This window comes from Amycolatopsis sp. La24, assembly GCF_029087445.1.
Classification (GTDB): domain Bacteria; phylum Actinomycetota; class Actinomycetes; order Mycobacteriales; family Pseudonocardiaceae; genus Amycolatopsis; species Amycolatopsis nivea.
Map to the genome: position 1 here is coordinate 169,365 of NZ_JARACH010000007.1, position 23,178 is coordinate 192,542.

At 70.5% G+C, this 23,178-nt stretch carries 20 protein-coding genes; 12 read left to right on the forward strand and 8 right to left on the reverse strand.

Annotation, left to right across the window (positions count from 1 at the left end; genetic code table 11):
* The first annotated feature begins 26 nt into the window (after window positions 1-26).
* Window positions 27-635, forward strand: coding sequence for a TetR/AcrR family transcriptional regulator (locus PUT80_RS11095; protein WP_051729751.1), 609 nt, complete (start codon window positions 27-29; stop codon window positions 633-635).
* On the opposite strand, the gene PUT80_RS11100 is transcribed toward PUT80_RS11095, so the two are convergent.
* Window positions 619-1,185 (reverse strand): TetR/AcrR family transcriptional regulator, encoded by a 567-nt coding sequence (locus PUT80_RS11100; RefSeq protein ID WP_037819484.1) that lies wholly within the window; start codon window positions 1,183-1,185, stop codon window positions 619-621. The genes PUT80_RS11095 and PUT80_RS11100 overlap by 17 nt on opposite strands.
* An 83-nt stretch (window positions 1,186-1,268) precedes the next feature.
* Between PUT80_RS11100 and PUT80_RS11105 the strand changes: the two genes are divergently transcribed.
* On the forward strand, window positions 1,269-2,186 hold the full coding sequence (locus PUT80_RS11105) for an NADP-dependent oxidoreductase (protein ID WP_037819483.1): 918 nt from the start codon (window positions 1,269-1,271) through the stop codon (window positions 2,184-2,186).
* 335 nt (window positions 2,187-2,521) lie between these two features.
* On the forward strand, window positions 2,522-2,950 hold the full coding sequence (locus tag PUT80_RS11110) for a DoxX family protein (protein ID WP_037819481.1): 429 nt from the start codon (window positions 2,522-2,524) through the stop codon (window positions 2,948-2,950).
* A gap of 12 nt (window positions 2,951-2,962) precedes the next feature.
* Here the strand turns inward: PUT80_RS11110 and PUT80_RS11115 are convergent, their stop codons facing one another.
* Window positions 2,963-3,988 carry a LacI family DNA-binding transcriptional regulator gene (locus PUT80_RS11115; protein ID WP_238607150.1) on the reverse strand — a complete coding sequence of 342 codons (1,026 nt, stop codon included), beginning with the start codon at window positions 3,986-3,988 and terminating at the stop codon, window positions 2,963-2,965.
* A gap of 118 nt (window positions 3,989-4,106) precedes the next feature.
* Between PUT80_RS11115 and PUT80_RS11120 the strand changes: the two genes are divergently transcribed.
* From PUT80_RS11120 to PUT80_RS11135, 4 genes are read left to right on the forward strand one after another with little or no spacing between them, the layout of a single operon-like run.
* Complete coding sequence (locus PUT80_RS11120) at window positions 4,107-5,543, forward strand: cytosine permease (RefSeq protein WP_275291836.1); 1,437 nt, start codon at window positions 4,107-4,109, stop codon at window positions 5,541-5,543.
* Between the two features lie 20 nt (window positions 5,544-5,563).
* Complete coding sequence (locus PUT80_RS11125) at window positions 5,564-6,628, forward strand: C45 family peptidase (RefSeq protein WP_275291837.1); 1,065 nt, start codon at window positions 5,564-5,566, stop codon at window positions 6,626-6,628.
* Window positions 6,625-8,217 (forward strand): amidohydrolase, encoded by a 1,593-nt coding sequence (locus tag PUT80_RS11130; protein WP_275291838.1) that lies wholly within the window; start codon window positions 6,625-6,627, stop codon window positions 8,215-8,217. The genes PUT80_RS11125 and PUT80_RS11130 overlap by 4 nt, the downstream gene beginning before the upstream one ends.
* A gap of 32 nt (window positions 8,218-8,249) precedes the next feature.
* The gene (locus tag PUT80_RS11135) at window positions 8,250-9,107 is read left to right on the forward strand and encodes an LLM class flavin-dependent oxidoreductase (protein WP_275291839.1); all 858 of its coding nucleotides are present in this window, start codon (window positions 8,250-8,252) and stop codon (window positions 9,105-9,107) included.
* A gap of 194 nt (window positions 9,108-9,301) precedes the next feature.
* On the opposite strand, the gene PUT80_RS11140 is transcribed toward PUT80_RS11135, so the two are convergent.
* The 5 genes from PUT80_RS11140 to PUT80_RS11160 form a co-directional block, all read right to left on the reverse strand.
* The gene (locus tag PUT80_RS11140; RefSeq protein WP_275291840.1) at window positions 9,302-9,760 is read right to left on the reverse strand and encodes a MarR family transcriptional regulator; all 459 of its coding nucleotides are present in this window, start codon (window positions 9,758-9,760) and stop codon (window positions 9,302-9,304) included.
* Window positions 9,757-11,115 carry an MFS transporter gene (locus tag PUT80_RS11145; protein ID WP_037819468.1) on the reverse strand — a complete coding sequence of 453 codons (1,359 nt, stop codon included), beginning with the start codon at window positions 11,113-11,115 and terminating at the stop codon, window positions 9,757-9,759. The genes PUT80_RS11140 and PUT80_RS11145 overlap by 4 nt, the downstream gene beginning before the upstream one ends.
* 533 nt (window positions 11,116-11,648) lie before the next feature.
* Window positions 11,649-12,962, reverse strand: a complete 1,314-nt coding sequence (locus tag PUT80_RS11150; protein WP_275291841.1) for a M14 family zinc carboxypeptidase — start codon at window positions 12,960-12,962, stop codon at window positions 11,649-11,651.
* A 109-nt stretch (window positions 12,963-13,071) separates the two neighbouring features.
* Complete coding sequence (locus tag PUT80_RS11155) at window positions 13,072-13,725, reverse strand: hypothetical protein (RefSeq protein WP_275291842.1); 654 nt, start codon at window positions 13,723-13,725, stop codon at window positions 13,072-13,074.
* A gap of 149 nt (window positions 13,726-13,874) precedes the next feature.
* Window positions 13,875-14,732, reverse strand: coding sequence for an NAD(+)/NADH kinase (locus tag PUT80_RS11160; protein ID WP_275291843.1), 858 nt, complete (start codon window positions 14,730-14,732; stop codon window positions 13,875-13,877).
* Between the two features lie 64 nt (window positions 14,733-14,796).
* Here PUT80_RS11160 and PUT80_RS11165 point away from each other — a divergent pair, with 64 nt between their 5' ends.
* Window positions 14,797-16,038: an FAD-binding protein gene (locus PUT80_RS11165; protein ID WP_275291844.1), complete on the forward strand. Its 1,242-nt coding sequence runs from the start codon at window positions 14,797-14,799 to the stop codon at window positions 16,036-16,038.
* 35 nt (window positions 16,039-16,073) lie between these two features.
* Here the strand turns inward: PUT80_RS11165 and PUT80_RS11170 are convergent, their stop codons facing one another.
* Window positions 16,074-17,420, reverse strand: a complete 1,347-nt coding sequence (locus PUT80_RS11170; RefSeq protein ID WP_275291845.1) for a PLP-dependent aminotransferase family protein — start codon at window positions 17,418-17,420, stop codon at window positions 16,074-16,076.
* Between the two features lie 187 nt (window positions 17,421-17,607).
* On the opposite strand from PUT80_RS11170, the gene PUT80_RS11175 reads away from it, so the two are divergent.
* The 4 genes from PUT80_RS11175 (at window position 17,608) to PUT80_RS11190 (ending at window position 23,025) form a co-directional block, all read left to right on the forward strand.
* Complete coding sequence (locus PUT80_RS11175) at window positions 17,608-18,438, forward strand: ABC transporter ATP-binding protein (RefSeq protein WP_043833455.1); 831 nt, start codon at window positions 17,608-17,610, stop codon at window positions 18,436-18,438.
* 28 nt (window positions 18,439-18,466) lie between these two features.
* A complete protein-coding gene (locus PUT80_RS11180; RefSeq protein WP_275291846.1) occupies window positions 18,467-19,477 on the forward strand; it encodes an iron-siderophore ABC transporter substrate-binding protein in 1,011 nt (336 codons plus the stop codon).
* 4 nt (window positions 19,478-19,481) lie between these two features.
* Window positions 19,482-21,575 carry an iron ABC transporter permease gene (locus PUT80_RS11185; RefSeq protein ID WP_275291847.1) on the forward strand — a complete coding sequence of 698 codons (2,094 nt, stop codon included), beginning with the start codon at window positions 19,482-19,484 and terminating at the stop codon, window positions 21,573-21,575.
* A 247-nt stretch (window positions 21,576-21,822) separates the two neighbouring features.
* Complete coding sequence (locus tag PUT80_RS11190) at window positions 21,823-23,025, forward strand: NAD(P)/FAD-dependent oxidoreductase (protein ID WP_275291848.1); 1,203 nt, start codon at window positions 21,823-21,825, stop codon at window positions 23,023-23,025.
* Window positions 23,026-23,178 lie beyond the last annotated feature (153 nt).

Genomic DNA, 23,178 nt, shown 5'->3' on the forward strand with positions numbered 1-23,178 from the left:
TTTCAGCTTTGGGGTACCCTGGGGTGGTGGTCAACACAGGACGACGCGAACGCCGCAAGCTCGAAACCCGCCGCAGGCTGGACGAGGTCGCGCTGCGGCTGTTCCTGAAGCACGGCTACGACGGGGTGACCGTCGCGCAGATCGCCGAAGAGGCCGACCTCTCCGTCGCGACCCTGTTCGCGCACGTCCCGGACGGCAAAGACGCCCTGATCTTCGACGACGGCTCGGAACGCCGAGCCGGAATCGTCGCCGCGGTCCGGGATCGCGCCCCCGACGAACCGGTTCTCACCGCCCTGCACAAATTCTTCGCCGCCCGCGGCCCTTACTCGACGGACATCCCGCCGGAGCACGCCCCGAAACGGGACCTGATCGTGCAGACGCCCGCCTTGCGCGAGTACGCGCGCCGCCTATGGCATTCCTGCGAACCCGAACTGACCGCCGCACTGGCCGACGAAAGCGACTTGCCGCCAGACGACCCGGCAGTCCGGGCTTTGGCACGGTTCGTGCTGGAGATCCCGGATCTCACCGGTACCGCACCGGATCCCGCTGCCGCTTTGGCGTCGGTATTCGCGCTGCTGGAATCCGGATGGCCGCCGCGGTCTCAACCCGCGGACACCCTCACCAAGCAGCACTGACCTCGCGCACTTCGGCGAGCACTTCCCTTGCCAGCGAAGCGAAATCCGCGCCGCTTGTCCCGATCCATTCGTCGTGCGCGATTTCCCAGGCGAGCCCGCCCAGTTTCGCGGCCACCTGCGCGGTCCGGCCGGGGACGCCGCGGCGTCCTAGCGCCTCGATCATCGAATCGACCAGACCGATCCGTTTGCGCGCTTCACGTTCCCGCAATTCCGGATTGGCGTCCAGCACCGCCTGACGCCGGGCGCTGAACTCGCGCCGGTCGCCGGCGAAGAACTCGTTGCCCAGCACGTCCAGCGCGTGCGTCACCGCCTCGAGCGGCCCGGCCGAGGGCGGCGCCGCGGCGATCGCGTCGACGAGCAGGCCGGTCAGCGCGCTTCCGCCGAAGAGCACCTCGCGCTTGTCCGGGAAGTGCCGGAAGAACGTGCTCTTGGTGAGGCCCGCGCGCTCCGCGATCTCGATCACGGTCGTGTTCTCGTAGCCGCGCTCCTCGAACAGGTCGAGCGCCGCGGCGGCGAGCCGTCCTGGTGCGTCGGGTTGCCAGCGAGCCATGGGAGCAGTCTACGGGACTTGGTCTCGTCACTGCGGTACGGTTGATGAGACCAAGTCCCATCACTGCCCGAGGAGAACCCCCGATGAGCAAAGCTGTCCGTTACCGCCGATTCGGCGGACTCGACGTCCTCGACCTGGAGGAGGTGCCTGAGCCGCACGCCGGACCGGGCGAGGTCCGCGTCCGGGTCACGTCCGCCGGGCTGAATCCGATGGACTGGCAGATCGCCGCCCGGCCGGAAATGGCGGCGCGGTTCGGCATCACCCTGCCCGCCGGGTTCGGCAGCGATTTCGCCGGAGTAGTGGACGAAACAGGAGCCGGAGCCTCCGGTTTCGCCGTGGGCGACCGGGTGTTCGGGGGCGCGATCGGGCGATCCGTCGCCGATTTCGTCCTGGTCAAGACTCCCGCCACGACTCTGTGGCGCACCCCGGAGGGCATCAGCGACGAGGTGGCGAGCACGCTTCCGGTGGCCGGTCTGACGGCCTCCGCCGCACTCGCCGCGATCGGGCTTCACACCGGGGACACCGTCCTGATCGGCGGGGCGGCGGGCGGCGTGGGCATTTTCGCCGTGCAACTGGCGAAACTGGCCGGTGCCTGGGTGCTCGGGACTGCTTCCGAGCGCACGTTCGGCTTCCTGCGCGAACTCGGCGCCGAACCCGTGGCATACGGCCCCGGCCTCGCGGATCGGGTACGCGCCTTGGCGCCCGAAGGGATCACCGCGGCGACCGACCTGTTCGGCAGGGAAACGGCCGAGACCGCCCTCGAACTCGGCGTGGCTCCCGAACGGATCTCCACCGTCGCCGACGGTCCTGCGCTGCCAGGCGTGCGCGCGACGGGTGCGTTCGATGCGGAATCCGGTGCCCTCGAACGAATTACCACCGCGATCCGCAGTGGCGAGCTCACCGTGCCGATCGCGGCGTCCTTTCCGGTCGAGCAGATCCGCGAGGCGGTGACGATGCAGGCCGGACGGCACGTCCACGGCAAGATCGTAGTCGCACTGTGAACCGTTGACGCAGCACCGAAAACCAAGTCCGGACTTGGTTTTCGGACCGCCGCCCGCCGCTGGGCATCCGGCGCACTCCCCGCCAGCAGACGCCGGAAACGCCGTTCCCCCCAACGGACCCGCCGCTTCCCCGAACCGGACGCCGCCCCCTTCACCAGCCGTTACCACACGCCGCGGATCGGGCGGAACCTGACTTTCGCAGGTATCGGAGAGACTCCGGTCACCGGTATACCTTGACACCGGTCCAGGAAAGGTCTGGACCACTCTGCGGACCGGTACTGGTGTCCGAACGGACGTCGCCGCCGTCCGCCCGAGTCGTCCTATGTGGAGGCATCATGCACCGGCTGGACGCGGCACAGGATTACGCGCTCGGTTTGTTCCGCATCGTCGTCGGGTTCCTCTTCGCCTGCCACGGCGTGAAATCGCTGTTCGGAGTGCTCGGCGCGCACAGCGCGGCGCAGGTCGGCTCCTGGCCGGGCTGGTGGGCCGCGCTCATCCAGCTCGTCGCGGGCGGGCTCGTCCTGCTCGGCGCCGCCACCCGCGTCGCGGCGCTGATCGGATCGGGGTCGATGGCGTACGCCTACTTCTCCGTCCATCTGCCGCAAGGCATTTTCCCCATCGAGAACGGCGGCGAAGCGGCCGCGATGTTCTGCTGGGCGCTGCTGCTGATCGCGTTCACCGGCCCCGGCCGGCTCGCGCTCAGCGGGGCGCTTTCGGCGCTGCGGCCGCGGGATTCGCGCGTCGGAGCGGTCCCGCACGCCTAGCCGGACAACCGCCTATCCCCGGGTCGACCCGCGCACGATCAGCTCGTACTCCGCCGGCCCGGGGACCGGCGGCTCGATCCCCTCGACCCGATCGGCGAGCACCGCGACCGCGGTCCGGGCCAGTTGCACGGGCCGCAGATCGACCGCGGTGATCGGCGGGACGCCCGACCGGGTGTGCTCGGAATCGGAATCCGCGCCGCAGGCGATGCGCACGTCGCCGGGCACCGCCAAGCCCCGCGCCAGCGCGGCGGCCCGCACCCCGGCCGCGTGCCGACCGGTCTGGCAGTACACCGCGTCCGGCGGCGAAGCCAGCGCGAACAGTTCCTCTCCCGCCTCGCGGCCGCCCGCCTCCCCCGCGACCTCCGCGCGACGCACCGCCAACGGCTGCTGTCCTCGAGCACGAACCCAGTCCAGGTAAGCCTTTTCGGCGTCCAGGTTCCATTCGTTGCGATCGGTGCCCAGCACCGCCGCGACCCGCGTCCCGCCCGCAGCGGCCAGGTGGTCGAGCACCTCGGCGACGATCCGCCCGGTGCCGAGGTCGAGGTAGTCCGGCGACGCGGGCCGCGCCGGGTCCCGCCCGACGCCGAGGAACGGCACGCATTCGCGGTCCAGCATGGTGATCAGCGGATCGTTCTCGACCGGTTCGGTGATCAGGAACCCGTCGCAGGCGAGCCCGACCGCGGGCGCGTCGGCGCGCGTCGGGTCCGGCACCAGCATCAGGCCGTACCCGCGTTCCACCGCGGCCAGCGCGGCCGATCCGGCGAACCGCAGGAAGTAGTCGACGCCCTCCAGGAACGCGGTGTCCGACGGGTCGAGCGGCCGCACCACGAGCCCGAGCACCCCGAGCCTGCTGGACCGCAGCCCGCGCGCGACCGTGTCCGGCCGGTAGCCCAGCTCGCGCGCCGCCTCCCGCACCCGCTCCGCGGTCTCGGCCGCGACCGTCCCGTTCCCGCTGAAGGCATGCGACACCGTCGTCGGCGAGACCCCGGCGCGGCGGGCGACGTCCTTGATGGTCGCCCGCGTTCTTTTCCCGGCCATGACGCAGCAGCCTAACCTCGCCCAAATCGTTTTGGAACGGGGTTCGCGGAGAGCATTGCCCAAATCGATTTGGGTCCTTACCGTGGCCCGAGTCGATTCCCCGGTCCGGAGGTTCGCCATGACCGCTCCCGCCACCCCGCCCGTGTCGCCCGGCACGTCCGCCCCGCCCCCGCCCCGGTCCGGGCGCGGCCCGCGGGTGGAGGCCCACGGCATCGACGTCATCGGCGACGACGAACGGCACGGCCGCGCCCGTGACCTGTTCGGGGTGTGGGCCGCGCCCAACGTCAGCTACCTCAGCCTGGTCGTCGGCGGCGCGCTGGTGCTCAGCGGATTGAGCCTGCTGCAGGCGCTCGCGGTGATCGTCGCGGGCAACCTGTGCTGGGTGCTGGTCGGGCTGGTCTCGGTCAGCGGCCCGGCGGCGGGCGCGCCGAGCGAGGTCATCATGCGGGCGATGTTCGGCACCCGCGGCAACCGCTTCGTGATCGGCCTGAACGGCTGGCTCGTTTCGGTCTGCTACGTGGCGTTGAGCTGGTCCGCCGCGTCAGTGACCGCGTTCAGCCTGTGCGCGCGGCTCGGCATCGAGCTGAACACCCTGGGCAAAGTCCTCGTGATCGTCGCGATCGCCGCCGCGACGCTGGTGATCAGCGTTTACGGCCACTCCGTGATCGTGCGCCTCTACCTGCCGCTGGCGATCGTGACGACCGCGGTTTTCCTGGTACTGGGCGGATTCCTGATCCGGCACACCGCCTGGAGCTACCAGCCCCCGACGCCGCTGCACGGAGTCGCGCTGTGGGCAGCGCTGGCCGGCGGCGTCGCGTTGGTCGCGTCGGCTTCCTTGTCCTACAACAACAGTGCGGACTTCGCGCGGTATCTCCCCCGCGACACCAAACCGTTCGCCGTCGCCGCCTGGACCGCCGCCGGAGCGTTCCTGCCGAGCATCGTGTTCACCGCGCTCGGCGCGTTCGCGGCGACCACTTTGGACATGAGCGATCCGCAAGCCGCGCTGGAATCCGTGCTGCCGCCGTGGTTCACGCCGATCTTCCTGATCGCGGTGATTCTCGGCGCGATCGCCAACAACGCGATGACCGTGTACAGCTCCGGCCTCGCGCTGCAGGCGATCGGCGTCCGCCTGCGCCGCTCCCGCAGCGTTCTGCTGGACGGCACCGCCGGCGTGCTGCTGACCCTGTACGCCTTGCTCGTGTCGGATTTCCTCAAGGCAGTCAACGACATGATGCAACTGATGGTCGTCGTGCTCGGCCCGATGATGGCGATCTACGTGACCGACCTTCTGCTGCGCCGCAACCGCTACGACGGCCACGCCCTCGCCGACGAACGCCGCGGCGGCCCGTTCTGGTACGTCGGCGGCGTGCACTGGGCCGGAATCGCCGCGCTCGTCCTCGGTGCGACCGCTTCGGCGTCCTGCCTGGCCGTTCCCGGGATGTACACCGGGTTCCTGGCGAGCGCGGCCGGCGGAATTGACTTCTCGCTGCCAGCGGGAATGCTGATCGCTGCCGGTGTCTACCTGCTCGCCGGCCGCCCCCGCGCCACCGCCTGACCTCGACCGCAAGGAAAGCGATGCACCTGCTCGTCAACGACCCGGACCCGCACGCCCGCGGAGTTTCCCGCGGCGCCCAGCTGCGCGAGGGCCTGACCGATGCGCTGGAGCTGTATCTGCGCTGGTTCGCCACCCTCGGCCGCACCGAACAGCAAATCCGCACCGACGCGCTCCGGCTGCTGGACAACGTCGCCGCCTGGCGGAGCCGCTACGCCGACGAGATCGCGGGCATCGCCGCGGGCGCCGGGATCGAACTGTGGCAGGCGGCTGCGCTCAACGGGCGCACCGAGATCATCGCCGCCGCACCGAGCACCCAGCCGGAGTGCTCAACCCTCGTGCGCGTTCCCGATTCCGGCGCCCCTTACGGCATTCAAACCTGGGACTGGCACATCGAGCTCGCGGAATGCTGGCACACGCAGGAAGTGCGCGGCACGCGGTACGCCTTCGCCGGGATCACCGAACACGGCATCCTCGGCAAGATCGGCGTCAACAGCGCCGGACTCGGGCTGTTCTTCAACATCCTCGGCCACCAGGACGACTCGGCCGCGGGAATCCCGGTCCACGTGCTGGCCGCGGCCGTCCTCGGCGAAGCAGGCAGCACCGCCGAAGCCCTCGACCTGCTGCGAACAGCCCCGATCCGCACGTCCGGCGCGTTTACGCTGCTCGATCCCGGCACGGCTGTCTGCGCCGAGCTGAGCCCGGCCGGAGTAACCGCCCTCGACCCCGAAGCAGGTTTCCTGGTGCACACCAACCACTTTCTCGACCCCGACGCCGCCGCCCGCGAGAAACGCGGGCTCTTCGAACCGGATTCCCAGCTGAGGCACGCCATGATGACCGCTCGGTTGCAGGATTACCCGACGCCCGCGCACACGGTCGACCTCGTCGCCTTCCTCCGTTCCGAACCCGGCGAACCGAAGTTGTGCTGCGTCCCGGACGCGGACGCCGCATTCGGCGACCGGTGGGCGACGCTGGCCACCGTCCTGATCGAACCGGCCGCGCAAACCGTGCGCGTGCACGCGGGCAGCCCGAACACGGTGACCGATTGGCGCCCGTTCGTCGCGGCGGAGACGGTGGTGGCCCGATGACGGCAGTGCACTACCGCGGCGGCCGGATCTTCACCGCGAGCGCGTCCGGCTGGGCGGAATCCATGGTCGTCCGCGGCGAAACCATCGAATACGTAGGCAGCACCGCCGAAGCTGACCGGATCGAAGCGCGGGTGGTCGACCTGGACGGGGCCTTCGTGCTCCCCGGTTTCGTCGACGCGCACACCCATCTGGTCATGATGGGCGAAGCGCTGGAGCAAGTGGATCTCTTCTCCGCGACTTCGCCCGAAGACATCCAGCACCGGCTCGCCCGTGCCGCCGCGAACGATCCGGCCGCACCCCGGATCCTCGGCCGCAGCTGGCTTTTCGACGCGCTCGGCGAGCAAGCGCCGCACCGGAACCTGATCGACGCGGTGGTCCCGGACCGTCCGGTCTACCTCGCCGCCAACGACGTCCACTCCGCGTGGGTGAACAGCGCCGCGCTGCGCGAACTGGGCATCGACCGCGACACCCCCGACCCGCTCGACGGCCGCATCGGGCGCGACGCGTCCGGCGAACCGGACGGCATGCTGTACGAAACCGCTGCACTGCAACTGATGCGGCACTTCCTCGACGAGCAGACCAGCGACGCCGACCGCGACCGCGCACTGGCATCGGCGTTCACGCACTACCTCGCGGACGGCGTCACGACCGCGGTCGACATGGCGCTCTCCGAGAGCGAGCTCGCCGCACTGGAACGGGCTCTCGACGGCGGTCGGCTTCCCCTGCGCGTCGCCGGGCACTGGCTGATCGAGCGCACCGGAAACACCGAGGACGACCTCCGCCAGGTCGAGCGCGCAGCGGAGTTGAGCGCGCGGCTGTCCGGGCCGTGGCTGCGGGTGGCCGGGATCAAGGTGATGGTCGACGGAGTCATCGACACTTGTACCGCGGCGATGAAAAAGCCCTTCGCGGACGGCAGCCACCCCGGCCCGTTGTGGCCGTTGGAAGCACTGGCCCCGGTCGTCGCGGCGGCGGACGCGGCCGGGTTGCAGGTCGCGATGCACGCGATCGGCGACGAAGCGTCGGACATCGCGCTGTCCGCGCTGGAGCACGCGATCGAGGTCAACGGCCCGCGCGACCGGCGGCATCGCCTCGAACATCTGGAGACCGTGGCCCCGGAAAACGTCCAGCGCCTGGCGAAACTCGGTGCGGTCGCGTCGATGCAGCCGGTGCACGCGGACCCGGCGATCCAGGACAACTGGCGCGCGATGCTGGGCGACGACCGCGTACAGCGCGGCTACCCGTGGCCGGAAATGACCGCCGCCGGCGCCGTCCTCGCGTTCGGCTCCGACGCCCCGACCGCGCCCCATCCGCCGCTCCCGAACATGTACGTCGCGACGACCCGCCGGTCCGCGCTGAACCCCGACCTGGAACCCAACCTGCCGGAATACGCCCTGCCCCTGGCGGAAGCCCTCGCGCACGGCACCCGCGACGCCGCGTACGCGTGCCGATGGGAAGGCCTGACCGGACAGCTCGCGCCGGGCTTGGCCGCGGATTTCGTTGTCCTGGACGTCGATCCGTTCACCGAAGCACCGGACGCCCTGCTGCGGGCCCGGGTGCGGCAGACGTTCGTGGCGGGCAAATCGGATTGACGGCTTCGCCGGAGGTGGGCAGGGTGGTGATCATGCGGTTTTCGATCTGCATCCCCAACTTCGGCGATTTCGCCGACCCGCGCGCGGTGGCCAAGGTCGCCGCGGCGGCGGAAGAGGCGGGCTGGGACGGCCTGTTCGTCTGGGACCACGTGGTGCTGGACAAACGTCCCGGCCGCCCCTTCGGCGATCCGTGGATCCTGCTCGCCGCCGCGGCCCTGGCCACCAGCCGGGTCCGGCTCGGCCCCATGGTCACGCCGGTCGCGCGGCGCCGCCCGCAGCAGCTCGCCCGTCAGGTGTCCACTTTGGACCAGCTGTCCGGCGGCCGGGTGGTGTTCGGCGTCGGGCTGGGCGCGCCGCTCGACGCGGAGTACGCCGACTTCGGCGAATCCGCCGACCCGAAGGTGATCGCCGAGAAGCTGGACGAGGGCGTCGACCTGATCGCCCGCTTCTGGACCGGCGAACCGGTGACGTTCTCCGGCAAGCACTTCACCGCCCGCGACATCACGCTGCTGCCGACGCCGGTGCAACGCCCGCGCCCGCCGGTCTGGGTGGCGGGCCGGTGGCCCAACCGCCGCCCGATGCGCCGCGCCGCCCGCTGGGACGGGGTGGTGCCGATCTTCGAATCCGCCGGCCCGACGGGTCTGCCGGAACTGGCGGAGGTGCGGGACCTGATCGCCTATCTCCGGAGCCAGCGGGAGACCGACGCCCCGTTCGACGTGGTCTTCGGCGGAACGAGCCCCGCCGACCCGGCCAAGGCGCGCGGGGTGGTCGAGCCCTTCGCCGAGGCGGGGGTCACGTGGTGGGAGGAAAGCCTGCCGTTCGGGAGTGCGGAGGAGGACAAGCTGGACCCGGTGCTGCGCCGGGTGGAGGCTGGGCCGCCTGCGCTGTAGTCCCGGGCGGTGCGATCGCGGTCGAATGCCGCGCACCGGCTCCGCCGACGTACGTGAGGGGAACCCTCATTGACTCTGATTCCCTCAGGGTTCCCCTCACGTACAGTTCCCGCCCAGCCGGACCGGCGGGCATCGGCCGGGGACGGCTGTACCCGTGCCTCGCCATGCACCCGCGCGGCGCTACTGAGAAAACCTCAGTGCGAGGTCCCCGACTCCGCCAACGCGTCGATCGCCCCCACCAACTCGTTCAGCGCAGGCACCGCGGCCGCGATCAAATGCCGCCACGCCGGATGCACCCCGTCCAGCGCCGCAGCCAAGATCGCGGCGTTGTGCCCCTGCCACCGCTCGACCGCGGCGCGCCCCGTGTCGGTGAGTTCGAGCGCCACCGTCCGCCGGTCGTCCCCGCCGCTGGTGCGGGTGACCAGGTCCCGCGAGCGCAGCCCGGTGACCATCGTCGTCACCGAATTCGGCGCGAGCTTCAGCAATTGCGCGATCCGGCTCGGCCGCGCACCCGGGTTCTCGAACAGGCAAGACAACAATTCCAGCTGCGCGACCGACAGCGTGTTGTCCGGATCGGCAGTACGCGCGGCCCGCCGCATGGCGCGGCGGAGGCGGGCGACGACGTCGGCGAGGGCGGGTTCGGGCGCGGTCACCGGGCCTGCTCCGGGCGGGCCGCCAGTCCGGTCGCCGCGGCGAGGACGCCCGCTCCGGCCAGCACCGCGAGCGCGGCCGTTTCGCCGCCGGTGTGCAGGCACAGTGTCACGAGTGCCACGCCGAGCGCCGTCCCCAGTCCGCGCGCCATGTTCACCAGTCCTCCTCCGGTGGCCGACATCCGCGCCGGGATCGCGCTCATGACAGCCGAGTTGTTGGCCGGAATGAACACTCCCAGACCGAGCCCGGCCACCACCAGCGACACGCCCACCTCCCAAGGAGCGGACGCCGGCCCCAGCGCCGCGCAGCCAGCCGCCGCGACGAGCGCGCCCAGCACGGTGCGCCCGCGAGAACCGAGCCGCGCCGGGAGCACCCGGTCGGCCAGCACCGCCGCCACCGCGAAGCCGGCGGGAAGACACGTCAGCACCGCACCGGTTCCGCCCGCCGTGCCGAGGACCTGCGGCAGCAACGTCAGCGGCCCGAACAACACGAGGTAGCCGCACAGCGCCCCGGCCAGTCCCAGCGAAACCACCGGCGGCCGCAGCACCGAGAGTTGCAGGATCGGGCTGCTCGCCGCCTTTTCCCGCAGCACGAACCCGATCGCCGCGCAGACCGTCGCCGCGGCCAGCGCGATGAGCAGCCACCCCGGCATGTCCAGCCCGGACACCCCGGAAATCACCAGCAGCAACGCCGTCGACGCGGTCGCGAGCAGTCCGACGCCCGCCCCGTCGAACCGGCCCAGCGGCGTGCGCTCGCGAGTGCGCGGCAGCAGGTAGCGCCCGGCGATCAGCCCGGCCAGCCCGACCGGCGCGTTGACCAGGAAAACCCACCGCCAGCCGACGGTGTCGACCAGCAGCCCGCCCACCGCGGGCCCGAGCGCGAGCCCCAGCGCCTGCGCCGCCGCCTGCACCCCGAGCGCGGCGCGCGCCCGGTCCTCGCGGACGCTGCGCACCACCAGCGCGACGCTGTTGGCCTGCAACATCGCCGCCCCGATCGCCTGCACGACCCGGAACGCGACCAGCCAGCCAAGCGTCGGCGCGAGTCCGCACGCCACCGACGCGACAGTGAAGACGCCGAACCCCTGCACGTAAGTGAGCTTCCGCCCGACCGCGTCGGCCACCCGCCCGACCGCGGCCAGCAACCCCACCAACGCCAGCAGATACGCCAGCGACACCCACTGGACGGCCGCCAGCGGAGCCCCGTACTCGTGCTGCAGCGCGGGAAAAGTGAGCGTGACGATGCTGGCGTCGAGCTGCCCCATGAACGCGCCGAAACACACCGCGCCGACGGCGAACCACCCGGCGTTCGGATGATCCCGCACCGCCGCCGGCCGAGCCCGCTCCAGGCCGATCGTCACTGCCGCCTCCCGCTTAGTTAGTTCTGTTGCAGAACTACTGTACGGGATGTACGTACATATGGCAGCCCCGGGATGGTGCCGTTTACCCGAGCGGCGGAGTGAGATAGGTCGCCCGACGAGTTAACTGAAGGTAACGAGCCGTCACATGACGGGAAGTTCTTCGTCGTCTTCACCGCCGCTGACCTGCGCGACGGACAGGAAACCGAGCCCTGATGACGTCGATCGAGTCGCCGCTCACCCGCTTCGCCACGGTGACGGCGAAAGCCCGAGCCGATTCCGCTGCGATGCCGCTCGGAGGCCAGTTCAGGCGGGGATGCCCTGCGGGACCCAGGCCGGTAAGCGAACGAAGAAGCTGTCGCGATCAGCTTCCCGGACCAACGAGCACAGCTCGAACAATGTCAGCGTCAGCCCAGCCGCTCCGCCATGCGCATCGCAACCGGACTGCTGGGCAGGTCTCGTCGTGCAGACATACTGCGGCGGACCCAGGCATCGCCCCTGAGTCCGCCGCAGCACCTAGCGGGCTTTACCGCACCTCACTGCTGATAAGGAGCCGCCGCCGACTGGGCCGCCGTGATCAGCGCGCCCTTGTTCTTCGGCCAGAATGTGCTGTCCACGCACGAATACCGCGGCAAGAACCCACCACAGCTCCCGCTCTGGCCGCCGACCTCGAACGTGTAGCTGGCGACTCCCAGCGCGCCATAGGTGAAGTCGTCCGTCGTACCGCTGGTCGAATAGCCGACGGTTTCCGTGTTGGTCCCCACCAGATACCCGTTCGAATCGCTGAACTTCGCGCCGAGCTTGCGCAGCGCGGCGTCGTTCGGCGCGGGGTCGGAAGTGAAGCCCCACGGGACAATGATGTCGTTCCCGTAGCTGTGCAACGTGATCATCGTGCCGCGCGCGGTGTCCGGAGCCGGGTCGTTGTCGCCGCTGCCGCGCTGTTCCGGGTAAATCGAGCGGAAAAGCTTCTCCAGCGCCTGGACCTCAGGTTCCGATCCGGCACTCACCCCTTGGTACGTCTCGGCGCACGGCGAGTCCGAGTCCGCGCCCCAGCGGAAGGTCGAGTTGCGGTTCAGGTCGATCCCGATGTTCGTCCCGCTGCAATTTCCCCGGCTGGTGTTCGCGTTCTTCCGCTGCAGTTTCGGCGAATTCCCGCCGGAGGCGACGATGTCGACGCCGTCCGGGTTAGAGATCGGGACCACCCACACCTCGGTGGTATCCAAAATGGACGTCGCGGTGGCGTCGCTGCCGTACCCGTCGGCGAGGTAGTCGATCCAGCGCCAGGCGAGTTCGCCGGTCGAGATTTCCCGGGCGTGGATCTGTGCCATCAGCGCGAATTTCGGCTTCGGCGATGTCGTGGACAGCGTGCAGTCGCCGTCCTTTTTCTTGGTCAGGCAGATCGCCTTGATGTCGTGGCCGCCCTTGCCCTGGGTCTTCCGCCACGACTGGCCGATCGTGTACTCAGTCGCGAGATCCGGATGCGCCGCCGCGACTTTCGCCAGGTGCGCTTCCTGTGCGGCGACAGTGCGATAGCCGCCATAGAACGTGTCGCCGGCGGCGCGCGTGGTCACTCCTTTGTAGACAGTGTCGAAGAATTCCGGCGAGTAGCCACGATTCCGCAATTGCCCGGCGACCGACTGGTTCCCGATCACATAGGCCACACCAGGGCTGGTCCCGGCGACGTCGAACCCGGCGCGGGCCAAGGAAGCCGCCTCGGCGGGCGTAGCGGGGACGCGCCACGAGACCGGATCGTCCGGCGCGGCAGCGGCTGCGGCGGTCGTGGCGCCGCCGAGTGCGACCAGCACTCCGACGACGCTGAGGGTGAGCCGGATCGAGAACCTGCCCGCCATCGGAGCTCCTCACGCAGCGAAGGAAGGCCACCCCGTGCGGACGGTGACCACTCGGCAGCGCACAGTGTGCTCTTCGGGACGAATCCGGCCCACCTCCGAAAGTCGGGTGTCAGCAGGTGACCGAAACCTTCGCGCCGCGCTCGAACGAAACGTGGACGTGGTCGAAGTGGTTCGCGGTCTCACCGCCGCGGTCCTCCATCGCCGACCAGCCGCTGCCGTCGTTGTAGCGCTGCTGCCAGATCACGTACTTCGCGCCGAGCTCGTCCTGATGCGCGAGAACGTAAGCGGCCAAAGCGTTTCCGGTCTTCGTGTCGACCATGAAGTCCAGCGCGAGACCGGCGGGATGATCGCTCGCGCCCGACCGTCCGGCCCGGCCGCCGACCGTGTCCACCGAAAACTTTTCCTTGAGGAAATTGCCCGCCTGAGCCACTGCGGGCTGCGTTCCGGCCAAAGTGGACGAACACGCTTTCACTGCCGGAGTCACCGAAGTACGAGAAGTCGTTTTGCTGGTGGGCGAAGACGAGGACGTCGTCGGGGCAGCGCTGGAAGACGTCGTAGGCGGCGTCGAAGTGGTCGACGGAACGCTGCTCGACGGCCGTGGCGCGCTGAACGCGTGCATCTCCGCGGCCGCGGCCGGGAACTGCTCCGGTTCGACCGAGCCGGCGGCCAGCCACACCGGCACCGCCAGTGCGCCGACGGCCAGCGCGCCCGCCGCGGCAGGCAGCCGCCACGACTTCGATCCGTCCCGATGTCTACCGGACACCTCGCACCACCATCTCCTCGTTCGGGTCGCAAAGCCGCCACGACATTACGAACAGGACACGGCAATGTCACCGACAAGTGACAGCGGGCACAGCGCGAACGGGATCACCGCAGGTCAGCGCGCGATTACCAGACGAACGCGCGCCCTGCTCAGGACAGCGGAATCTCCGCCGAATCGGTGAGCCGCAGCTTGCGCCGGGCCCGCTGGTAGAAGGTCGTCATGCCGAGCCGCACGACGCGGGCCGCGTTCGGCCGGGCGTGCACGTCGATCGTTTCGCCGGGCCCGACGTACCCCGCCACCTGGCCGTCGACCTCCACCGCGAGCCGCCCGCTCGACGGCAGCACCTCCAGCGTCACGGTGTCCTGCACCGACAGCACGACGCCGCGGCTGTACGCCGAATGCGGCGCGGCGGGCGTGACCAGCAGTGCTTCCACCGCCGGGCTCGTGATCGGCCCTCCGGCGGAGAAGCTGTACGCGGTGGAGCCGGTCGGCGTCGCGACCACGACCGCGTCCGCGGCGTAGCTCACGAACTGCTCGCCGTTCACCAGCACCGCGACCACCGCGCTCCCGTCGCCGGGCACGCGCACCACCGCGACGTCGTTGAACGCGGTCTCGATCCGGCCGCCGAACCGCGCGTCCACGGCCAGCCGCGGCTCGACGGTGAACTCCTCGCGGTCGATCGCGGACAGCGCGAGCGGCAGGTCCGGCACGTCGACCTCGGCGAGGAAGCCGAGCTTCCCCAGGTTGACGCCGAGCACCGGCGCGTGCTGCCCGTCGGCGAGCCGCATCGCGCGCAGCATGGTGCCGTCGCCGCCGAGGCTGACCACCAGATCCGATCGTTTGCCCAGTTCAGCGGGCTGGACGGCGGTCGCCGAACAGTCGACCCTGGCGATCTCGTCGTCGATGCCGAGGATCTCGATCCCGCGCCCGGCGGCCCAGTCCAGCACCGCGTCGACCGCGGCTTTCGCATCGCGGCGCGGGTGCAGGACGAGTCCAGCGGAATGCATGCGGGGTCTCCTCGGTCGGCCTGTCCCCAGTCTGCCGTGCCGGAGCCGATTAGGCTCGGCCCTCGTGATCGAAAACTGGGCTGGCAATCTCACCTACCGCGCACGCGAGGTCGTCGCCCCGCGCACGCTGTCCGAAGCGCAAGAGCTCGTCGCCGGCTCGGCCCGGATCAAGGCCCTCGGCAGCCGGCACAGCTTCAACACGGTCGCCGACAGCCCGGACGGCCGCCAACTCGACCTCTCCGCCGTCAACATTGCCCCGGAAATCAACGACGCGACGCTCACCATCGGCGGCGCGACCCGCTACGGCGACGTCGTCGCGCAGGTGCACGAAGCCGGGTACGCGTTATCCAACCTGGCGTCGCTCCCCCACATCACCGTCGCGGGCAGCGTCGCGACCGGCACCCACGGCTCCGGACAGCGGCTTCGCGGACTGGCTTCGGCAGTGTCCGCGGTCGAACTCCTCACCGCCGACGGCTCCCTCCGCACCTTCTCGCGCGCCGACGCCGAATTCCCCGGAGTAGTGGTGAACGTCGGCGCGCTCGGCGTCCTCACCCGGCTCACCCTCGACCTGGAGCCGACTTTTTCGGTGCGCCAAGACGTTTTCGACGCCCTCCCCTGGTCCGCCGCCCTGGAGCATTTCGACGAAATCCAGGCCGCGGGCTACAGCGTCAGCCTGTTCACCAACTGGACGCGCGACGTGATCGACCAGGTCCTGCTCAAGAACCGCGTCCCGGCGGAGATCCCCGATGCGCTGTTCGGCGCACTTCCCGCCGACGGCCCGCGCCACCCCGCGCACGCAGCGGGCATTTCGGCGGAAAATACCACTGTGCAAGGCGGAGTTCCCGGACCGTGGTACGACCGGCTGCCGCATTTCCGCCTGGAATTCGCGCCGAGCGTCGGAGCGGAATTGCAGAGCGAGTACTTCGTGCCGCGTGCGCACGCGACTGCGGCGTTCGAGGCGTTGCGCAGCCTCGGCGACCGGATCGCGCCGCTGCTGGTGGTGTCGGAAATCCGCACCGTCGCCGGCGACGAACACTGGCTGAGCCCGGCGTACGACGGAGACCGGGTGGCGGTGCATTTCACCTGGGAGCAACGGCAGCCGGAGGTGGAAGCGGTGCTGCCGCTGATCGAGGAGAAGCTCGCGCCCTTCGGCGTCCGCGCCCATTGGGGAAAGCTATTCCACGGTGCGGCTTTGGATCTGGACCACCACGGGGTGCGGCAGTTCCGGGAGTTGGCGGCGGAGCTGGACCCGGCCGGGAAGTTCCGCAATCCGTTCCTGGACCGGCACTTGCTCCGGAGGTCGTGAGTGTTTGTGCCGGTGAGAACCGGCATCGCCGCGCCCTACCGCCGAGATGCCCGCGCGATCATCCGCGCCAGATCCGCCACCAAAGCCGGATCATCGGGCAGCTGCCCAGTCGCCACCCGGATATGCGGCGTCCCCGGATTGCCCGCCCGCGTCCCCGACCCGGCGGAAACCCCATTGGCCGCCAGCGTCATCAACGTCCGCGACTCCTCCGGAACCGGCACCCACAGCGTCAACCCGTCCCGCGCGCGCACCGAAATCCCGTGCTCCCGCAACGCTTCCGTCAAAGCCGCCCGCCGATGCGCGTACCGATTCCGGGCCCGGTTCAGCAATTCCGCACTGCCGGGATCGGTCAGCAGAAACGCCTGCGCGTCCTGAAGAATGCGGCTCGACCACACCGACCCCGGCCCGCGCTGCTGTCGCACCCGTTCCACCAGCACCGCCGAACCGCCGATCACGCAACTGCGCAACTCGAGCCCGAACGCGGTGCAATACGACCGCACCAGCAACACCCGGCCAGGCAAAGACGCGCCGAGACTCACCGAAGGAGCCGAAGCCAACGGCCCGAAATCATCGTCCTCGATCACCGCGATGTCCTCTTCGGACAGTACCGCGGCGAGTTCCGCGAGCCGGTCCGCCGGAACCGAATGCCCGAGCGGCGACTGCGCACGCGGCTGATAGACGAACGCGACCGGCCGATGTTCCAACGCCGCGGCCAAGGAAGACGGCATCGGCCCGTCCTCGTCGCACCGCACCGGCACCACGTGGATCCGCGACCGGCGCAGCAGTTCGCGCAGCCACGGCGTCGTCGGCGCCTCCAGCGCGATCACGTCGCCCGGCCGCGCGACTGCCTGGCAGGCCAGCAACATCCCGTCCTGCCCGCCGGCCGCGACGGTCCACGATTCGGCGGCGAACGGCCACGTCGGCTTCACCGCGGCACGCAATTGCGGCGTGATCGAGTTCCTCACCGGACCGCCGAACCGTTCCGTGTGGACACCCGCCGCGACGGCGTCCTCCAGCGGCGGCAACAGTCCGGGATCCGGGAGGCCGTGTTCCAGGTCGACGGTCTGCCAGCCGGAAAACGCGCGTTCCGGCGGCGGGCTCGACGGCGGTTCCAGCACTATCGTGCCGCGCCGCCGTCCCGTGCCGATCAGCCCGGCCGCGCGCAGTTGCGACCACGCTTCGGCGATCGTCGTGGGACTGACCGAAAGCTCCGCGGCCAGCGCCCGCACGGTGGGCAGCCGCGTGCCCGGCGGCACCTCCCCGTCGCGGATCAGGCCGGACACCGTCCCGGCCACGCCGCGCGCCGTGCGCTCGCCGATGCGGGACCCGAGCCAGCCCGCCCCGACCGGCAGCGTCGTCGTCGCGAGTTCGCCCGTGGCCACGCACCGGCTCCCCTCGTCACCCGGAAATCCGAAAACCTCTGACCCGATCAGAAGCTAGAGCGGCAACGGCACGCGGCAAAGGCGTTTCACATCCTGGCGGGCCCGCCCGGTACAAACGCCCGTGACGTCCGACACCGCCGCGATGTCCGCTTTCGGATTATCCCTCGATCAGGTTAGGCTAACCTTCATGAGTCACTCCTGGCCGGAAGCACCGGCGCTCGCCGGCACCGGGCTCGCTCTCGGCTACGGCGCGAAACCGGTGGTCCAGGACGCCGAGATCGTCCTGCGCGCGGGCGCGGTCACCGTCCTGGTCGGCCCCAACGGGTCCGGCAAGTCGACGCTGCTGCGCTCGCTCGCCCGGCTGCATCCGCTGACCGCGGGCGACGTCACGCTGGCCGGGCAAGACGCGCTCGCCTTGTCTCCCAAGGAGTTCGCCCGGCACGTCACGCTGCTGACCCAGTCGCGCCCCACGCCCGGCGGCGTGCGCGTGCGCGACGTCGTGTCCTACGGCCGCCATCCTTACCGCGGCCGCTTCGGCTCCGGCGATCCCGAGGGACCGGAGCTGGTCGAGCGCGCGATGCGGCACACCGGCGTCGACGGAATGGCCGAGCGCCCGGTGGACGAACTGTCCGGCGGCGAGCTCCAGCGCGTCTGGCTGGCGACCTGTTTCGCCCAGGACACCGGCGTCGTCCTGCTCGACGAGCCGACCACCTTCCTCGACCTGCGCTACCAGATCGAAACGCTGGACCTCGTCCGCGATCTCGCCGACGAGCACGGCGTCGCGGTCGGCGTCGTGCTGCACGACCTCGACCAGGCCGCCGCCGTCGCCGACGAGGTGGTGCTGCTGTGCCGCGGGGCCGTCCGCGCGACCGGCCGCCCGGCCGACGTGCTGACCGCCGGCCTGCTCAGCGACGTCTACGGCCTGCGCATCGACGTCCACGTCGACGACGAGGGGCACGTCCGCACGCGCCCGGTCGGACGGCACACCTCCCGGCCGCGGCCGGTCCGTTCAGCTTGACCTGTCCCCTAGTTCAAAGGAAAACCCCGTGTCCAGTGTGTTCTCTCGTCCTGCCCGAAGGACGGTCCTGACGACCGCGGCGGCAGCGCTCGCGGCCTTCGCGCTCGCCGCGTGCGGCACCACCGAAACGCCCGCGGACCAGGGAGCGGCCGCCTCCGCGAAACCCTCCGGCCCGGTCCACCTGACCGACGAGCGCGGCAAGGTCGACCTGCCCGCGCCGGCCGCGAAGATCGTGTCGCTGGAATGGGGCCTCACCGAGAACCTGCTGGCGCTGGGCGTGAAGCCGATCGGCGCGGCGGACGTCAAGGGCTACAACACCTACGACAAGGTCATGCCGCTCGCCGCGTCCACTCCGGACGTCGGCACCCGCGGCGAGCCGAGCCTCGACGCGATCGCCGCGCTGCACCCGGATCTCGTGGTCACCACCACCGACCTGCCGGACAACGTCATCGCGCAGCTCTCGAAGCAGACGAAGGTGCTGACCCTGCGCGGCTCCGATTCGGCCGACCCGATCGGCTACCTGCGCAAGACCGTGACCACGCTGTCGGAGGCGACCGGAACGCAGGAGCAGGGCCGCAAACTGCTTGCCGAATTCGACACGAAGGTCGCCGAGGGCAAGAAGAAGCTGGCCGACGCGGGCAAGTCCGGGGCCAAGTTCGTCATGGCCGACGGCTACTCGACCTCCGGCACGGTCACCGTCCGGATGTACACGAAGGGCTCGTTCCTCGGCAGCATCGCCGGCCAGCTCGGCGCCGCCAACCAGTGGACCGGCGAGGGCGACAAGGTCTACGGCCTCGCCCCCACCGACGTCGAAGGACTGACCAAGATCACCGATCCGGCCACGTCCTTCGTCTACGCCGCCAACGCCGCCGAATCCGACGTCTTCACCCAGGACCTCGCGGGGAACGCGGTGTGGAAGCAGCTGCCGTTCGTCAAGGGCGCGAAGCTGCACCGGATCCCGGACGGCATCTGGATGTTCGGCGGCCCGAAGTCCGCGATCGCCTACGTGGACGCGCTCACCAGCGCTCTGACGCGCTGATCCGATGACCGCACCAGCCCTCGCACCCGCCCGGCCGCGCGCCGCCCGGGGCACCGCGTCCGCCGTCTTCCTGACCGGGCTCGTCGCGCTGCTCGTCCTCTCCGCCGTGCACCTGCTGCAAGGCACGTCGCACGTCGGGCTCGGCGAACTCCTGCGCGCCGTTTTCCCGGGCACGGACGACGACGCGCGCAGCCAGGCGGTGGCGGTGCTCGTGGCCAGCCGGCTCCCCCGGCTGGCCGCGGCGCTGCTCGTGGGGCTGGCGCTCGGGTTCGCGGGCTGCGTGCTGCAGTCGGTGGCACGGAACCCGCTCACCTCGCCGGACACGCTCGCGGTCAACGCCGGCGCGTACGTCTCTGTGGTCGGCGTCGCGGCGTTCGGGATCTCGCTTCCCTTCTACGTCAACGGAATCGTCGCCTTCGTCGGCGGTCTCGCGGCGGCCGGACTGGTGCTGCTCGTCGCGCGCAGCAGCAGCGGCGGAGCCGCCCGGCTCGTGCTCGCCGGGTCCGCCATCGCGCTGGCGCTGACCGCGCTCACGTCGGTGCTGCTGATGTTGTTCCAGGAGCGGACCGCGGGCCTGTACGGCTGGGGCAGCGGCACGACTGTCCAATCCGGACTGAACCAGGTTTCCCTTGCCGCACCGGTGATCGCGGTCGGCATCCTGGCCACTCTCCTGCTCGCGCACCGGCTCGACGTTCTCGGTCTCGGCGACGACCACGCGCGCGTGCTGGGCATCGACGTCCGCCGCACGCGCACTTACGCCGTCATCGTGGCGGTGCTGCTCTCGGCGGTCGCGGTGACCGTCGCCGGGCCGATCGGGTTCGTCGGCCTGTGCGCGCCGGTGATCGCGCGACTGCTGGCCAGCCGGGTGCCCGGGCTCGGCAAACATCCGCTGCTGCTGCCGCTTTCCGGGCTGACCGGCGCGCTGGTCGTCGTGGCCGCCGACGTTCTGCTGCGCGCGCTCGTCCCGGCGGACAAAGCGGTTTCGGTGCCGACCGGCGTCGTGACGACTCTGGCGGGCGCAACCGTGCTGGTCTGGCTGGCGCGACGACAGCCGTCCGGAACGCCATCCGCACGCGGCACGCACGGCACCGTCCGGTCGCGCCGATGGGTGGCCGGAACCGGCGTCGTTCTGGCGATCGCACTCGTCGCCGCGGTGATCGCCGCGCTCCTGCTGGGCGACCGGATCGTGCTGCTCGGCGACGTCCTGAACTGGCTCCGCGGCGTGTCCGGCACCGAGGTTTCGTTCGCGCTCGACCTGCGCTGGCCACGGATGCTCGCCGCGCTGCTCGGCGGCGCGGCGCTGGCCGTCGCGGGCGCGCTGGTGCAGGCGATCTGCCGCAACCCGCTGGCCGAGCCGAGCCTGCTCGGCGTGACTCCGGGTGCGAGCGTCGGCGCGATCAGCGTCGTGCTTCTGGTGCCTGGCATCGGAATCTGGCCGATGATGGGTGCCGCGACCGTCGCCGCGTTCGCGACGTTCGCTCTTGTGCACTGGCTCGCCACCGGCCGCGGTTCGAGCGGCCGCGGACTGTCCTCGGACCGGCTGGTGCTGGTCGGCATCGGCGTCAGCGCGGGCGCGCAGGCGATCACGACGCTAGTCGTGGTGCTGACCTCGCCGTGGAACGCGCATCTGGCGCTCACCTGGCTCGCCGGATCGACCTACGGCCGGGAGTTCAGCCAGGTCCTCCCGGTGCTGTTGTGCCTGGTCATCGCCCTGCCGATCGCCTTGTCCAGCGCACGGACGCTCGACCTGGTCTCGCTGGACGAGGACGTGCCGCGGGTGCTCGGCGTCCCGCTGGACCGGTCCCGCCTCGCCTTCGCCGCACTCGCCGCGGTGCTCACCGCCGCCGCTGCGTGCGCGGTCGGCGCGCTGGGATTCGTCGGGCTCGTGGCCCCGCACGCCGCGCGCGCTTTGGTGGGCTCCCGCCACTCGCGCTCGCTGCCGGTGGCGGCCGCGCTGGGAGCGGTGCTGGTGTGCGTCGCGGATACGTTGGGGCGCACCGTCCTCGCCCCGACCCAGATCGCGGCGGGCTTGGTGACCGCGCTGATCGGGGCGCCGTACTTCGGCTGGCTGCTGTGGCGGAGCCGCGCGAACGCCTAGCCGAACCAGGTATTTAGCGCACATCCAGTGCGAGCGTGGTCCGACACCGGGTGACCCGGCCGCGCCGTCGAGGACCAGACCTGGCCGGACCATCGGGGACGACTCCGGCTACGCGCTCGGCATCCTGCTAGCCGGTTTAGCAGCGACGCTTCAAGGTGCAATGACTTACTAAGTTGTACAGTTGCACTTTTTGCATGGTTGCACCTATGCTCGATGCCAGACCACACCGGCACGAGAGGGGAAGAGCATGAACGAGACACCGCGCATCGCCATCGTCGGCGGCGGCCCGGGCGGGTTGCTCGCCGCGCACGTCCTGCACGGCCACGGCATCGCCGCGACCGTGTACGACGCCGACACCGCCGTCGACTCACGAGATCCCGGCGGCACGCTCGACCTGCACGCCGACAACGGCCAGATCGCCCTGGAAGACGCCGGGCTGCTGCCGGCCTTCCACGAACTGGCCCGCGCCGAAGGCCAAGCCATGGCCAGACGCGACCACCACGGAACCCTGCTGAAGCAGTTCGCCCCCGCCGACGACGACACCGCCGCCCCGGAAATCGACCGCGGCCAACTCCGCACGATGCTGCACGAACGACTCGCCCCCGGCACCGTCCACTGGGGACACAAACTCACCGACCTGACCACCGAAAACGGCGTCCACCGCTTGCACTTCGCCAACGGCTCCACAGTGGACGCCGACGTCGTGATCGGCGCGGACGGCACCTGGTCAAAGGTGCGCCGCCGACTCACCGACGTGAGTCCGGAATACCTCGGAGTGTCCTTTTTGGACGTCCGATTCGACGCCGTCGAAACCCGGCACCCGGAAATCGCAGCCTTGGTGGGCAACGGACAACTGTTCACCGCCGACGGCGCCGGCCGCGCAGTGATCGTGCAGCGCAACAGCAACGGGGTGATCCGCGGCTACGTAGCTTTCCGCGCCGAAGAGGACTGGGCCGCACGGGAAGGCGTCGACCTGACTGACCGCACGTCGGTCCGCGAGTTCCTGCTCCGCGAGTTCCGCGGCTGGGGCTCGAAGGTGCTCCCGCTGCTGACCGACAACGACGGTGATTACGTGGCACGCGCGTTCACCGCGCTGCCCGCTCCCCTGACCTGGGAACGCGTCCCCGGCATCACCGTAATCGGCGACGCCGCACACGCAATGGCCCCGTTCGGCGGGCACGGCGCGAACCTGGCATTGCTCGACGGTGCGGAATTGGCGCACGCACTGCACGAGGAGCCGGACGTCGAAGCCGCGTTGACCCGCTACGAGACCGCGATGTTCGCCCGGACCGGCCACCTCGCCGCCTCCGCGAACGCCGCGCTGCGCGGTTTCTTCGCCGACCAGCCGGAGGGTGGCGCGCAGGACGTTCCGGATCGGGAGGAAGAACTCCGCGCTTACGAGGCGCGGGCTGCTGAGTACCGCGATTCACGCACGCCCGCCGCTCGCTAGCCCCGCTCCCCTGTTGCGGAGTTTCCTATCGCCGGCCGCCAGTCACGGAACTCCCCACCGCTGAACGCCAGACACCACACGCCTCCGCCGCCGAACGCCCCGCGCCAAATGCCGTGAGGGGACCCCTGAGGGAATCTGATTCCCTCAGGGCCC

What these genes read in the sequence shown, in the direction of transcription:
- PUT80_RS11135 (WP_275291839.1), top strand. Translation starts at nt 8,250, where the DNA reads ATGCGGTTTTCGATCTGCATCCCCAACTTCGGCGATTTCGCCGACCCG.
- PUT80_RS11100 (WP_037819484.1), bottom strand. Translation starts at nt 1,185, where the DNA reads ATGGCTCGCTGGCAACCCGACGCACCAGGACGGCTCGCCGCCGCGGCG.
- PUT80_RS11130 (WP_275291838.1), top strand. Translation starts at nt 6,625, where the DNA reads ATGACGGCAGTGCACTACCGCGGCGGCCGGATCTTCACCGCGAGCGCG.
- PUT80_RS11160 (WP_275291843.1), bottom strand. Translation starts at nt 14,732, where the DNA reads ATGCATTCCGCTGGACTCGTCCTGCACCCGCGCCGCGATGCGAAAGCC.
- PUT80_RS11190 (WP_275291848.1), top strand. Translation starts at nt 21,823, where the DNA reads ATGAACGAGACACCGCGCATCGCCATCGTCGGCGGCGGCCCGGGCGGG.
- PUT80_RS11185 (WP_275291847.1), top strand. Translation starts at nt 19,482, where the DNA reads ATGACCGCACCAGCCCTCGCACCCGCCCGGCCGCGCGCCGCCCGGGGC.
- PUT80_RS11175 (WP_043833455.1), top strand. Translation starts at nt 17,608, where the DNA reads ATGAGTCACTCCTGGCCGGAAGCACCGGCGCTCGCCGGCACCGGGCTC.
- PUT80_RS11125 (WP_275291837.1), top strand. Translation starts at nt 5,564, where the DNA reads ATGCACCTGCTCGTCAACGACCCGGACCCGCACGCCCGCGGAGTTTCC.
- PUT80_RS11120 (WP_275291836.1), top strand. Translation starts at nt 4,107, where the DNA reads ATGACCGCTCCCGCCACCCCGCCCGTGTCGCCCGGCACGTCCGCCCCG.
- PUT80_RS11115 (WP_238607150.1), bottom strand. Translation starts at nt 3,988, where the DNA reads ATGGCCGGGAAAAGAACGCGGGCGACCATCAAGGACGTCGCCCGCCGC.
- PUT80_RS11110 (WP_037819481.1), top strand. Translation starts at nt 2,522, where the DNA reads ATGCACCGGCTGGACGCGGCACAGGATTACGCGCTCGGTTTGTTCCGC.
- PUT80_RS11105 (WP_037819483.1), top strand. Translation starts at nt 1,269, where the DNA reads ATGAGCAAAGCTGTCCGTTACCGCCGATTCGGCGGACTCGACGTCCTC.
- PUT80_RS11150 (WP_275291841.1), bottom strand. Translation starts at nt 12,962, where the DNA reads ATGGCGGGCAGGTTCTCGATCCGGCTCACCCTCAGCGTCGTCGGAGTG.